11 protein-coding genes are annotated in these 12,230 nt (G+C 63.1%); 10 read left to right on the top strand and 1 reads right to left on the bottom strand.

Annotated features, from left to right (window positions below):
• Positions 1-3: 3 nt before the first annotated feature.
• Both prpF and prpD read left to right on the top strand, forming a co-directional pair.
• On the top strand, positions 4-1,194 hold the full coding sequence (gene prpF, locus CAG33_RS10160; RefSeq protein WP_085631346.1) for a 2-methylaconitate cis-trans isomerase PrpF: 1,191 nt from the start codon (positions 4-6) through the stop codon (positions 1,192-1,194).
• A gap of 255 nt (positions 1,195-1,449) precedes the next feature.
• Positions 1,450-2,934: a 2-methylcitrate dehydratase gene (gene prpD / locus CAG33_RS10155; protein WP_085631347.1), complete on the top strand. Its 1,485-nt coding sequence runs from the start codon at positions 1,450-1,452 to the stop codon at positions 2,932-2,934.
• Positions 2,935-3,035: 101 nt separating this feature from the next.
• Here prpD and CAG33_RS10150 read toward each other — a convergent pair whose 3' ends face one another.
• On the bottom strand, positions 3,036-3,854 hold the full coding sequence (locus CAG33_RS10150) for a pyruvate, water dikinase regulatory protein (RefSeq protein ID WP_085577606.1): 819 nt from the start codon (positions 3,852-3,854) through the stop codon (positions 3,036-3,038).
• Between the two features lie 201 nt (positions 3,855-4,055).
• Between CAG33_RS10150 and ppsA the strand changes: the two genes are divergently transcribed.
• The 8 genes from ppsA to CAG33_RS10110 all read left to right on the top strand — a co-directional run bounded on the left by ppsA (position 4,056) and on the right by CAG33_RS10110 (position 12,214).
• Positions 4,056-6,425: a phosphoenolpyruvate synthase gene (gene ppsA, locus CAG33_RS10145; protein ID WP_085577605.1), complete on the top strand. Its 2,370-nt coding sequence runs from the start codon at positions 4,056-4,058 to the stop codon at positions 6,423-6,425.
• A 99-nt stretch (positions 6,426-6,524) separates the two neighbouring features.
• A complete protein-coding gene (locus CAG33_RS10140; protein WP_085638228.1) occupies positions 6,525-7,514 on the top strand; it encodes an alpha/beta fold hydrolase in 990 nt (329 codons plus the stop codon).
• Between the two features lie 229 nt (positions 7,515-7,743).
• Positions 7,744-8,232 carry a ribonuclease E activity regulator RraA gene (gene rraA / locus CAG33_RS10135; RefSeq protein ID WP_170929976.1) on the top strand — a complete coding sequence of 163 codons (489 nt, stop codon included), beginning with the start codon at positions 7,744-7,746 and terminating at the stop codon, positions 8,230-8,232.
• A gap of 24 nt (positions 8,233-8,256) precedes the next feature.
• Positions 8,257-9,252 carry a zinc transporter ZntB gene (locus CAG33_RS10130; protein ID WP_085577602.1) on the top strand — a complete coding sequence of 332 codons (996 nt, stop codon included), beginning with the start codon at positions 8,257-8,259 and terminating at the stop codon, positions 9,250-9,252.
• 63 nt (positions 9,253-9,315) lie between these two features.
• Positions 9,316-9,564 carry a hypothetical protein gene (locus tag CAG33_RS10125; protein WP_007951986.1) on the top strand — a complete coding sequence of 83 codons (249 nt, stop codon included), beginning with the start codon at positions 9,316-9,318 and terminating at the stop codon, positions 9,562-9,564.
• A 2-nt stretch (positions 9,565-9,566) separates the two neighbouring features.
• Positions 9,567-10,391, top strand: a complete 825-nt coding sequence (locus tag CAG33_RS10120) for a mechanosensitive ion channel domain-containing protein (RefSeq protein WP_085577601.1) — start codon at positions 9,567-9,569, stop codon at positions 10,389-10,391.
• A gap of 90 nt (positions 10,392-10,481) precedes the next feature.
• Positions 10,482-11,072 (top strand): RNA polymerase sigma factor SigX, encoded by a 591-nt coding sequence (gene sigX / locus CAG33_RS10115; RefSeq protein ID WP_011333251.1) that lies wholly within the window; start codon positions 10,482-10,484, stop codon positions 11,070-11,072.
• Between the two features lie 107 nt (positions 11,073-11,179).
• A complete protein-coding gene (locus tag CAG33_RS10110) occupies positions 11,180-12,214 on the top strand; it encodes an OmpA family protein (RefSeq protein ID WP_085577600.1) in 1,035 nt (344 codons plus the stop codon).
• Positions 12,215-12,230 lie beyond the last annotated feature (16 nt).

The following is a 12,230-nucleotide window of genomic DNA, read 5'->3' as shown; positions in this document are numbered from 1 at the left end:
ACCATGGCTCACGCACCACAGATCAAGATCCCCGCCACCTACATGCGCGGCGGCACCAGCAAGGGCGTGTTCTTCAGCCTGCAGGACCTGCCCGAAGCGGCGCAGGTGCCGGGCCCGGCCCGCGATGCGTTGCTGCTGCGGGTGATCGGCAGCCCCGACCCTTACGAGAAACAGATCGACGGCATGGGCGGCGCCACGTCCAGCACCAGCAAGACCGTGATCCTGTCCAAGAGCATCAAGGCCGACCACGACGTCGACTACCTGTTCGGCCAGGTCGCCATCGACAAGCCGTTCGTGGACTGGAGCGGCAACTGCGGCAACCTCTCGGCGGCGGTCGGTTCGTTCGCCGTCAGCAACGGCCTGGTCGACCCCGACCGCATTCCCCGCAACGGCGTGGCGGTGGTGCGGGTGTGGCAGGCCAACATCGGCAAGACCATCATCGCCCACGTGCCGATCACCAACGGCGAAGTCCAGGAGACCGGTGACTTCGAGCTCGACGGCGTGACCTTTCCGGCGGCCGAAGTGCAGCTGGAATTCATGGATCCGGCGGCGGAAGAAGAGGGCGGCGGCGGTTCGATGTTCCCCACCGGCAACCTGGTCGACGACCTGGAAGTGCCCGGCGTCGGCACCTTCAAGGCGACGATGATCAACGCCGGCATTCCGACGATCTTCGTCAACGCCGAGGACATCGGCTACAAGGGCACCGAGCTGCAAGGCGCGATCAACGGCGACCCGAAGGCGCTGGCGATGTTCGAGACCATCCGCGCCCACGGCGCGCTGCGCATGGGCCTGATTTCCCGTCTGGAAGAGGCGGCCCAGCGCCAGCACACGCCGAAGGTGGCGTTCGTCGCGCGGCCTGCGGATTACCTGGCCTCCAGCGGCAAGGCAGTGGCGGCCGAGGACGTCGATCTGCTGGTTCGCGCCCTGTCCATGGGCAAGCTGCACCACGCGATGATGGGCACGGCGGCGGTGGCCATCGGCACGGCGGCGGCGATCTCCGGGACGCTGGTGAACCTGGCGGCCGGCGGCACCGAGCGCAATTCCGTGCGCTTCGGCCATCCGTCCGGGACGCTGCGGGTCGGCGCCGAGGCGAGCCTGGAGAACGGCGAGTGGGTCGTGAAGAAAGCCATCATGAGCCGCAGCGCGCGGGTGCTGATGGAAGGTTTCGTCCGGGTGCCCGGCGACGCCTTCTGACCTGACCGGAACACGGTGTGGGAGCCTGTCGGGCGGTGCTTTCGCTGGCGTCATCGCCAGCAGGCTGGCTCCCACCTTGTTTTGCGGCGACCGCGCAGGTTGCTCCACCCGAGATCCCTGTGGGAGCCAGCCTGCTGGCGATAGCGTCAGCCCAGACGCCACAGCAGAATCGATACAGCCGCATTTCCACAATAAGAAAGCGTTAGCCCTGAACCGAGGTCCCCTCAACGAACCACTTCACGGAGTGAATCGACCATGAGCGCCAACGTCGACCAGAACAACCGCCCCGACTACGACCGTGTCCTGCAGGACATCGCCGACTACGTCCTCACCTTCAAGACCGAATCCGCCGAGGCCCTCGACACCGCCCGCCACTGCCTGATGGACACCCTGGGCTGCGGCCTGCTGGCCTTGCGCTTTCCGGAGTGCACCAAGCATCTGGGCCCGCTCGTGGAGGGCACCGTCGTGCCGTTCGGTGCGCGGGTGCCGGGCACGCCTTACCGGCTCGATCCGGTGAAGGCCGCGTGGGACATCGGCTGCGCCGTGCGCTGGCTGGACTACAACGACACCTGGTTGGCCGCCGAGTGGGGGCATCCGTCCGACAACCTCGGCGCGATTTTGGCGGTGGCCGATCACCTGTCGCAGCAGCGCGTGGCCCGGGGCGAGACGCCGCTGGACATGCGTGCGGTGCTCGAAGCGATGATCATGGCCCATGAGATCCAGGGCGTGATCGCCCTGGAAAACTCGTTCAACCGCGTAGGGCTCGATCACGTCATCCTGGTGAAAGTCGCCTCCACCGCCGTCAGCGCCAAACTGATGGGCGCCAACCGCGAGCAATTGCTGTCGGCGCTGTCCCATGCCTTCGCCGACGGCCAGGCGCTGCGCACCTACCGCCATGCGCCGAACGCCGGCTCGCGCAAGTCCTGGGCGGCGGGGGACGCGTCGAGCCGGGGCGTCAGGCTGGCCGACATCGCGATGCGCGGCGAGATGGGCATCCCCGGCGTGCTGAGCGCCCGGCAGTGGGGCTTCTACGACGTGTCGTTCAGCCACACCAACAGCGATCTGGCGCTCAAGCCTGAAGACCGGCGCTCCTTCAGCCTCTCACGGCCGTTCGGCAGTTATGTGATGGAGAACGTGCTGTTCAAGGTCAGCTTCCCCGCCGAGTTCCATGCGCAGACCGCCTGCGAAGCCGCCGTGGCCCTGCATCCGCAGGTGCGCGACCGTCTGCGCGAGATCGACCGGATCGTCATCACCACCCACGAATCGGCGATCCGCATCATTTCCAAAGTCGGCCCTTTGGCCAATGCCGCCGACCGCGACCATTGCCTGCAATACATGACCGCCGTGCCGCTGGCGTTCGGCGACCTGGTGGCCGAGCACTACGAGGACGGCTTCCACGCGGCGCATCCGATCATCGATGAGCTGCGGGACAAGATGATCATCGTCGAGGATCCGCGCTTCACCCGCGAGTACCTGGAGGCGGACAAGCGTTCCATCGCCAATGCGGTGCAAGTGTTCTTCAAGGACGGCACCCACACCGACAATGTGCGGGTGGAGTACCCGATCGGCCACCGCCGGCGCCGGGCCGAGGGGATTCCCCTGCTGGAGGACAAGTTCAGGGCCAACCTGGCGACGCGCTTTGGCGGGCAGCGGTGCGGGGAGATCGTGGCGTTGTGCAGGGATCAGGCGCGGCTGGAGGGGACGGCGGTGAACCGGTTTGTCGATCTGTTCGTCATCTGAGCGACTGGGTCATCGTTCAATCGCGAGCGGGCTCGCTCCCACATGTCGTGCGCTGTAGGAGCGAGCCTGCTCGCGATGGCGCCGGTGCGGGCGCCGCAGTACTACTTGAAGCGCCGCTCGACGCCTTTCTCCACCAGGATCTTGGCCGAGATCTCTTCCACCGAAAAATGCGTGGAGTTGATGTGCGGGATGTTCTCGCGGCGGAACAGGTTCTCCACTTCGCGCACTTCGAACTCGCACTGGGCGTAGCTCGAATAGCGGCTGTTGGGCTTGCGTTCGTTGCGGATCGCGGTGAGGCGGTCCGGGTCGATGGTCAGGCCGAACAGCTTGTGCTGGTGGGCGCGCAGGGCGGCCGGCAACTGCAGGCGCTCCATGTCGTCTTCGGTCAGCGGATAGTTGGCGGCGCGGATGCCGAACTGCATGGCCATGTACAGACACGTCGGCGTCTTGCCGCAGCGCGACACGCCCACTAGGATCAGGTCCGCCTTGTCGTAATAATGCGTGCGGGCGCCGTCGTCGTTGTCCAGGGCGAAGTTCACCGCCTCGATGCGCTCCATGTAGTTGGAGTTGTGGCCGATGGAGTGGGACTTGCCGACAGTGTAGGAGGAGTGCTCGGTCAGTTCCTGTTCGAGCGGCGCCAGGAAGGTCGAGAAGATGTCGATCATGAAACCATTGGACGTGGCCAGGATCTCACGGATGTCCTGGTTGACGATGGTGTCGAAGATGATCGGCCGCAGGCCGTCCGCTTCGGCGGCCTTGTTGATTTGCTGTACCATGGCCCGCGCCTTTTCGACGGTGTCGATGTAGGGCCGCGTGAGTTTGCTGAAGGTAATGTTCTCGAACTGCGCCAGAAGGCTTTGACCCAGGGTTTCGGCGGTGATGCCGGTGCCATCGGAGATGAAGAAAGCGGATCGTTTCATGTGCACCCTGGACCTTAAGTGAGTGTCCTGCGTCATTCGCCACACAGGACGCTTGATTCTTGGATATGATAGGCGCGGTTTGCCGGCCGCCATCGGCCCGCATTCTCACTTATTTTCCAGGTCCAGGCCATACAGCCGGCCGACGCTCCCCCGAGCCGCCGGTTTCTGAGCTTTTCCAACACAGTTAGTGGAGAGATCACCTTGGTAGAGTACGTAGTTTCCCTCGATAAGCTCGGCAAACACGATGTTGAGCATGTGGGGGGCAAGAACGCATCCCTGGGCGAGATGATCAGCAACCTGGCAGGCGCCGGCGTTTCCGTTCCCGGCGGCTTCGCCACCACCGCCCAGGCCTATCGCGATTTCCTGGAACTGAGCGGTCTGAACGACCGGATCCACGAAGCCCTCGACGCGCTCGACGTCGACGACGTCAATGCGCTGGCCAAGACCGGCGCCCAGATCCGCCAATGGATCATGGAAGCCGAATTCCCCGAAAAGCTGAACGCCGAAATCCGCACCGCGTTCGCCGCGCTGTCGGCCGGCAACCCTGACGTGGCCGTGGCCGTGCGTTCCTCCGCCACCGCCGAAGACCTGCCGGACGCTTCCTTCGCCGGCCAGCAGGAAACCTTCCTGAACATCCGTGGCGTGGACAACGTGATCCGCGCCGCCAAAGAGGTGTTCGCTTCGCTGTTCAACGACCGTGCGATCTCCTACCGCGTGCACCAGGGCTTCGACCACAAACTGGTCGCCCTGTCGGCCGGCGTGCAGCGCATGGTGCGTTCGGAGACCGGCACCGCCGGTGTGATGTTCACCCTCGACACCGAATCCGGTTTCCGTGACGTGGTGTTCATCACCGGCGCCTACGGCCTGGGCGAAACCGTCGTGCAGGGCGCGGTGAACCCGGACGAGTTCTACGTCCACAAGGGCACGCTCTCGGCCGGCCGTCCGGCGATCCTGCGCCGCAACCTGGGCAGCAAGGCGATCAAGATGATCTACGGCGACGAGGCCAAGGCCGGTCGTTCGGTCAAGACCGTCGATGTCGACAAGGCCGACCGCGCGCGTTTCTGCCTGACCGACGCCGAAGTCAGCGAACTGGCCAAGCAGGCGATGATCATCGAGAAGCACTACGGCTGCCCGATGGACATCGAGTGGGCCAAGGACGGTGACGACGGCAAGCTGTACATCGTGCAGGCCCGTCCGGAAACCGTGAAGAGCCGCACCCAGGCCAACGTCATGGAACGTTACCTGCTCAAGGAAACCGGCACCGTGCTGGTGGAAGGCCGCGCCATCGGCCAGCGCATCGGCGCCGGCAAGGTGCGGATCATCAAGGACGTGTCCGAGATGGACAAGGTTCAGGTCGGCGACGTGCTGGTCTCCGACATGACCGACCCGGACTGGGAACCGGTCATGAAGCGCGCCAGCGCCATCGTCACCAACCGTGGCGGCCGTACCTGCCACGCGGCGATCATCGCCCGTGAGCTGGGCATTCCGGCGGTGGTGGGCTGCGGCAACGCCACCCAGCTGCTCAAGGACGGCCAGGGCGTGACCGTGTCCTGCGCCGAAGGCGACACCGGCTACATCTTCGAAGGCGAGCTGGGCTTCGACGTCAAGAAGAACTCCGTGGACGCCATGCCGGAGCTGCCGTTCAAGATCATGATGAACGTCGGCAACCCGGACCGCGCCTTCGACTTCGCGCAGCTGCCGAACGCCGGCGTGGGCCTGGCCCGCCTGGAGTTCATCATCAACCGCATGATCGGCGTGCACCCCAAGGCGCTGCTGAACTACGACGGCCTGCCGCAGGACATCAAGGAAAGCGTCGACAAGCGCATCGCCGGCTACAGCGACCCGGTCGGCTTCTACGTCGAGAAACTGGTCGAGGGCATCAGCACCCTGGCCGCGGCGTTCTACCCGAAGAAGGTCATCGTGCGTCTGTCGGACTTCAAGTCCAACGAATACGCCAACCTGATCGGCGGCAAGCTGTACGAGCCGGAAGAAGAGAACCCGATGCTGGGCTTCCGCGGCGCCTCGCGCTACATCAGCGAATCGTTCCGCGACTGCTTCGAGCTCGAGTGCCGTGCGCTCAAGCGTGTGCGCAACGAGATGGGCCTGACCAACGTCGAGATCATGGTGCCGTTCGTGCGCACCCTGGGCGAAGCCTCTCAAGTCGTCGAGCTGTTGGCCGAAAACGGTCTGGCCCGCGGCGACAACGGCCTGCGCGTGATCATGATGTGCGAGCTGCCGTCCAACGCCATCCTGGCCGAAGAGTTCCTCGAATTCTTCGACGGCTTCTCGATCGGTTCCAACGACCTGACCCAGCTCACCCTGGGCCTGGACCGGGACTCGGGCATCATCGCCCACCTGTTCGACGAGCGTAACCCGGCGGTCAAGAAGCTGCTGGCCAACGCCATCGCCGCATGCAACAAGGCCGGCAAGTACATCGGCATCTGCGGTCAGGGCCCGTCGGACCACCCGGACCTGGCCAAGTGGCTGATGGAGCAGGGCATCGAAAGCGTGTCGCTGAACCCGGACACCGTGCTGGAAACCTGGTTCTTCCTCGCCGAAGGCCAGGCTTGATAACGATGTGAACGGACCGCTCCCTCCGGGGGGCGGTCTTTCAGTGATTGAAACAGGGCGAGCGCCTTCGGATGCCGCCCTTTTTTGTGCAAGAGCATTATGCAAAGCAGCAGCAACCTGTTTCCCGTCGCCCTGATCAGCGCCGAGCGGCGCGGCGATCTGAGCGAAGACATCTACCGGCTGAAACCGGGCAACAGCCCGGACTCGACCGTCGAACTGGCCGTCACCCGCCTGGGCATGGCCGACGAACCGGCCGCGCGCGGCGTGCCGGTGATCCTGCTGCACGGCAGCTTTTCCAACCGGCGGTTCTGGTTCTCTCCCAAGGGGCTGGGGCTGGGCGCCTACCTGACGCGCCTGGGCTTCGACGTGTGGATCCCGGAGATGCGCGGCCATGGCCTGTCCCGGCGCAACGAGGAGTACCGCCGTAACCGCGTCGCCGACTACGCCCGCTACGACCTGCCGGCCATCGCCGCGTTCGTGCGTGAGCAGAGCGGGCAGGTCCCGCACTGGATCGGCCACTCCCTGGGCGGCATCACCCTGGCGGCGGCGCTGGGCGGCGAGTACCTCGGCGAGCCGGCGGTGGCGTCGGCGGCGTTCTTCGGCACCCAGGTCAGCCGCACCTACTGGCCGCTGAAGATTCCGCCGGTGGAGTGGAGCGGGCGCTTCATCCTCAAGCGCTTTGCCCAGCTGTCCGGCTCGCGGCTCAAGCGCGGCCCGGAGGACGAGCCGATCGGCCTGGCCCTGGAAAGCATGCGCTGGTACGGCCTGTTCGGGCGTTTCGGCGACAAGGACAAGGACTGGTGGGCCGGCCTTGCCGACGTGAAGGTGCCGGTGTTGGCGGTGAGCGCGGCGGGGGACCATCAGGATCCGGCGTGGGCCTGCCGCAAGCTGTACGAGCAGATCGGTTCCGAAACCAAGCAATTCATCAATCTGGGGCGCGAGCAGGGCTTCAGCGAGAATTTCGGCCATGTCGAGATGCTGGTGAGCAAAGCCGCGCAGGCCGACGTGTGGCCGTTGGTGGCGCGTTGGCTGGCGGATCAGCAGACGCCGTTGCTGGGCGAGAAACCGGATCTGGCTGCGGCGGTATGAGCGCAAGGCTCTGACAAGGGCATTTCGTTCAGGGCCGCTTGCGGCTAAGATATGACGCATTGCGTGGTTCTGGTCACAAATGGTGACTGTTTAGCTATTACGTTTCAGCGTTTGTTCAGGTTCGGTCGGCGACCATGGCGCAAGCCAAGGTAAACGGCGGCCACCGGAACTCGTTTCAACAGCATGCGGCATCCCTGATCGTTTTCCTCTTTACAGGAGTTTTTCGATGATCCATTACCTCACCCCTGACCTGTGCGACGCCTACCCGGAGCTGGTGCAGGTGCTGGAGCCGATGTTCAGCAATTTCGGCGGCCGCGATTCGTTCGGCGGCGAAATCGTGACCATCAAGTGCTTCGAAGACAACTCGCTGGTCAAGGAGCAGGTCGAGCTCAAGGGCAACGGCAAGGTGCTGGTGGTCGATGGCGGCGGTTCCCTGCGCCGCGCGCTGCTGGGCGACATGCTGGCCGAGAAGGCGTCAAAGAACGGTTGGGAAGGGCTGGTGATCTACGGCTGCATCCGTGACGTCGACGTCATCGCCCAGACCGACCTGGGTGTCCAGGCGCTCGCCAGCCACCCGATGAAGACCGACAAGCGCGGCATCGGCGACCTCAACGTCGCGGTGACCTTCGCCGGCGTCACGTTCCATCCGGGCCAGTACATCTATGCGGACAACAACGGCGTGATCATCTCGCCGAGCCCGCTGAAGATGCCGGAATAAGTCGCCGTACGCACAGGGGTGAGGATGTTCGAGGAAGACAACGCGCAGTGGGGGCTGGTGCATGCCCTGGTGCTGGACGGCAAGGGCGGTGCGCGTTCGATAGCCCGGACGGACCTGGACGACCTGCAGCTGCAGGCCCATGAAAGCCTATGGCTGCACTGGGACCGCAGCCATCCGCAGACCCAGACCTGGCTGCGCAAGTCCAGCGGACTCAACGAATTCGCCTGCGACCTGCTGCTGGAAGAGAACACCCGGCCCCGCCTGCTGCCGCTGGCGGATTCCGAATTGCTGCTGTTCCTGCGCGGGGTCAACCTCAACCCGGGGGCCGAACCCGAGGACATGGTGTCGGTGCGTATCTTCGCGTCGGCCCAGCGGGTGATCTCCCTGCGCCTGCGTCCGTTGCGCGCCACCGATGAACTGCTGGCGCAGTTGGCGGAAGGCAAGGGGCCGAAAACGTCTTCCGAGCTCATCCTCTACCTGGCGCAGTACCTCACCAACAAGGTGCAGGATCTGGTCACCTGCCTCTCGGAAATGGTCGATGACGAGGAAGAAAAGCTGGATGCCGACGAACGGTATACCCCCGAGCATGGCGCCAATCTGCACATCCGTCGACGCGCGGCGGGACTGAAGCGTTTTCTGGCCCCGCAGCGGGATATTTTCGGACAGTTGTCCCGGATAAGGCTGCCATGGTTCGTCGATGACGACGGCGATTACTGGAACGAACTGAACAACAGCCTGACCCGCTACCTCGAAGAGCTCGAATTGACCCGAGAGCGCGTGGGGCTTGTGCTGGAGGCCGAAGACCGGCGCCTGAGCGTGCGGATGAACCGCACCATGTACCGCTTCGGCATCATCACCGGGATCTTCCTGCCGATGAGTTTCCTCACCGGCCTGTTGGGGATCAACGTCGGCGGGATTCCGTTCTCCACCAGCCCCTACGGCTTCCTGATCGCCTGCCTGACCGTGGTCGCCGTGGCGCTCGGGCAGTGGTGGCTGTTCCGCCGTTTGCGCTGGGTGTGAACATGGCGCATGTGACCCGACCAAATTTGCCCGCGTCTTTCACAGACATCACGAGAGGTGCGTATGCACGATCCGTTTGAACAGTCTTTGCGCGACATGCTCAACGCCTCGCCGTCCAGCCGTGACGACGACGCCTGCCTTGGCCGCGTGCTCAAAACCGCCAACCGCCAGGTCGGCGCCGGCGACCTGTTCAGCCTGCTGGGCCGCTGGCTGCCCGCGCTGATGATCGCCCTGAACAACGGCTCGGCCCATGTCGCGCCGGTCTCCCGTCTTCGTAAACCCACCGCCCGCACCGCTGATAAGGCTGATTGAATATGGAACTTGACCTCTGGACCCAGAGCCTCGTCACTGCAATGACTGCGTTGTGGACAAAAGTCGCCAACTTCATCCCGAACCTGTTCGGCGCGCTGGTCGTGCTGCTGCTCGGTTTCGTAGTGGCCAAGCTGCTGGACACCTTGCTGTCCAAATTGCTGGCCAAACTGGGCCTGGATCGCCTGATGGCCGGCACCGGCCTGACCAAGCTGATGTCCCGCGCGGGGCTGCAAGTGCCGATCTCTACCCTGATCGGCAAGATCGTGTATTGGTTCGTCCTGCTGATTTTCCTGGTTTCTGCGGCAGAATCCCTTGGCCTTGAGCGGGTTTCGGCTACGCTGGACATGCTGGCGCTGTATGTGCCGAAGGTGTTCGGTGCAGCGCTGGTGCTGCTCGTCGGCGTCCTCTTGGCCCAACTGGCCAACGGATTGGTGCGCGGGGCGGCGGAAGGCGTCGGTCTGGACTACGCTTCAGGACTTGGACGCATCGCACAGGGGCTGGTGATCATCATCAGCATCTCGGTCGCGATCAGCCAGCTTGAGGTCAAGACCGACCTGCTGAACCATGTGATCGTCATCGTATTGATTACCGTTGGTCTGGCGGTTGCGCTGGCCATGGGCCTGGGAAGCCGGGAAATCGCCGGTCAGATCCTGGCGGGCATCTATGTGCGTGAGTTGTATCAGGTAGGGCAACAAGTGCGTGTTGGCGAGGTCGAAGGGCAGATCGAGGAGATCGGCACGGTTAAAACCACATTGCTGACCGATGAGGGTGAGCTAGTCTCTCTCTCCAATCGGATCCTTTTGGAGCAGCATGTGAGTAGCCGCTAACCCGGCAAACCCTGCTAATGTATGCCGCCGCAAAATGCCAGCCGTCGCTGGCGGCGGTGGACATTGACCTGACTGTCGGCCCGACCTGTTTTGAATAAAGCCCAAACGCTATCCACGCGCTACGACCCCCGCGAGCTCTCTGACGAGGAGTTGGTCGCGCGCTCGCACACCGAGCTGTTTCACGTGACGCGCGCGTATGAAGAACTGATGCGGCGTTACCAGCGGACATTATTTAACGTTTGTGCGCGGTATCTCGGGAACGATCGCGACGCAGACGATGTCTGTCAGGAAGTGATGCTCAAGGTGCTGTACGGCCTGAAGAATTTCGAGGGCAAGTCGAAGTTCAAGACATGGCTATACAGCATCACCTACAACGAATGCATCACGCAGTATCGCAAGGAACGGCGAAAGCGTCGCTTGATGGACGCACTGAGTCTTGACCCCCTCGAAGAAGCGTCGGAAGAGAAGGCGCCGAAACCCGAGGAGAAGGGTGGACTGGATCGCTGGCTGGTGTATGTGAACCCGATCGACCGTGAAATCCTGGTGCTACGATTTGTCGCAGAGCTGGAGTTTCAGGAGATCGCAGACATCATGCACATGGGCCTGAGCGCGACCAAAATGCGGTACAAGCGCGCTCTTGATAAATTGCGTGAGAAATTTGCAGGCATTGCTGAAACTTAGTTCGGCGCAAATATCTCTTACGTGTAGGCAAGTTCTGATAGACTTGCCGCCGAGTTGTCCCCCGGTTTGCGGGACTGCTTCACAATCACCAGATGGGGATTTAACGGATGAAACTGAAAAACACCTTGGGCTTGGCCATTGGTTCTTTGATTGCCGCCACTTCGTTCGGCGCTCTGGCACAAGGCCAAGGCGCAGTTGAAATCGAAGGCTTCGCAAAGAAAGAGCAATTCGACAGCGCTCGTGACTACAAGAACAACGGCAACCTGTTCGGCGGTTCCGTTGGTTACTTCCTGACCGACGACGTTGAGCTGCGTCTGGCCTACGACGAAGTGCACAACGTGCGTTCCGACGACGGTCGTAACATCAAGGGCGCAAACACCGCCCTGGACGCTCTGTACCACTTCAACAACCCGGGCGACATGCTGCGTCCGTACGTATCGGCTGGCTTCTCCGACCAGAGCATCGGTCAGAACGGCACCGGCGGTCGTGACCGCTCCACCTTCGCCAACGTTGGCGGCGGCGCCAAGCTGTACTTCACTGACAACTTCTACGCCCGTGCCGGCGTTGAAGCTCAGTACAACATCGACAAAGGCGACACCGAGTGGGCTCCAAGCATCGGTATCGGCGTGAACTTCGGTGGCGGCTCCAAGCCAGCAGCCGCTCCGGTTCCAGCTCCTGCTGAAGTCTGCTCCGACAGCGACAACGACGGCGTTTGCGACAACGTCGACAAGTGCCCGGACACCCCAGCCAACGTAACCGTTGACGCTGATGGCTGCCCAGCAGTTGCTGAAGTCGTACGTGTTGAGCTGGACGTGAAGTTCGACTTCGACAAGTCGGTTGTTAAGCCAAACAGCTACGGCGACATCAAGAACCTGGCTGACTTCATGAAGCAGTACCCTTCGACCACCACCACCGTTGAAGGTCACACTGACTCCGTAGGCCCAGACGCTTACAACCAAAAACTGTCCGAGCGTCGTGCAAACGCCGTTAAGCAAGTTCTGGTTAACCAGTACGGCGTTGGCGCTAACCGCGTTCAGTCCGTTGGCTACGGCGAATCCCGCCCAGTGGCTGACAACAAAACCGAAGCTGGCCGCGCCGTTAACCGTCGCGTAGAAGCTCAGGTTGAAGCCCAAGCTAAGTAATTAGCTCGCCGCTTTG

The organism is Pseudomonas sp. B3(2017) (assembly GCF_002113595.1).
Classification (GTDB): Bacteria; Pseudomonadota; Gammaproteobacteria; order Pseudomonadales; family Pseudomonadaceae; genus Aquipseudomonas; species Aquipseudomonas ekonensis.
The sequence above is the reverse complement of the archived record's forward strand: the minus strand, read 5'-3'. Positions and strand labels throughout refer to the sequence as shown.

What these genes read in the sequence shown, in the direction of transcription:
- prpF (WP_085631346.1), top strand. Translation starts at nt 4, where the DNA reads ATGGCTCACGCACCACAGATCAAGATCCCCGCCACCTACATGCGCGGC.
- prpD (WP_085631347.1), top strand. Translation starts at nt 1,450, where the DNA reads ATGAGCGCCAACGTCGACCAGAACAACCGCCCCGACTACGACCGTGTC.
- CAG33_RS10150 (WP_085577606.1), bottom strand. Translation starts at nt 3,854, where the DNA reads ATGAAACGATCCGCTTTCTTCATCTCCGATGGCACCGGCATCACCGCC.
- CAG33_RS10140 (WP_085638228.1), top strand. Translation starts at nt 6,525, where the DNA reads ATGCAAAGCAGCAGCAACCTGTTTCCCGTCGCCCTGATCAGCGCCGAG.
- CAG33_RS10130 (WP_085577602.1), top strand. Translation starts at nt 8,257, where the DNA reads ATGTTCGAGGAAGACAACGCGCAGTGGGGGCTGGTGCATGCCCTGGTG.
- CAG33_RS10125 (WP_007951986.1), top strand. Translation starts at nt 9,316, where the DNA reads ATGCACGATCCGTTTGAACAGTCTTTGCGCGACATGCTCAACGCCTCG.
- CAG33_RS10120 (WP_085577601.1), top strand. Translation starts at nt 9,567, where the DNA reads ATGGAACTTGACCTCTGGACCCAGAGCCTCGTCACTGCAATGACTGCG.
- CAG33_RS10110 (WP_085577600.1), top strand. Translation starts at nt 11,180, where the DNA reads ATGAAACTGAAAAACACCTTGGGCTTGGCCATTGGTTCTTTGATTGCC.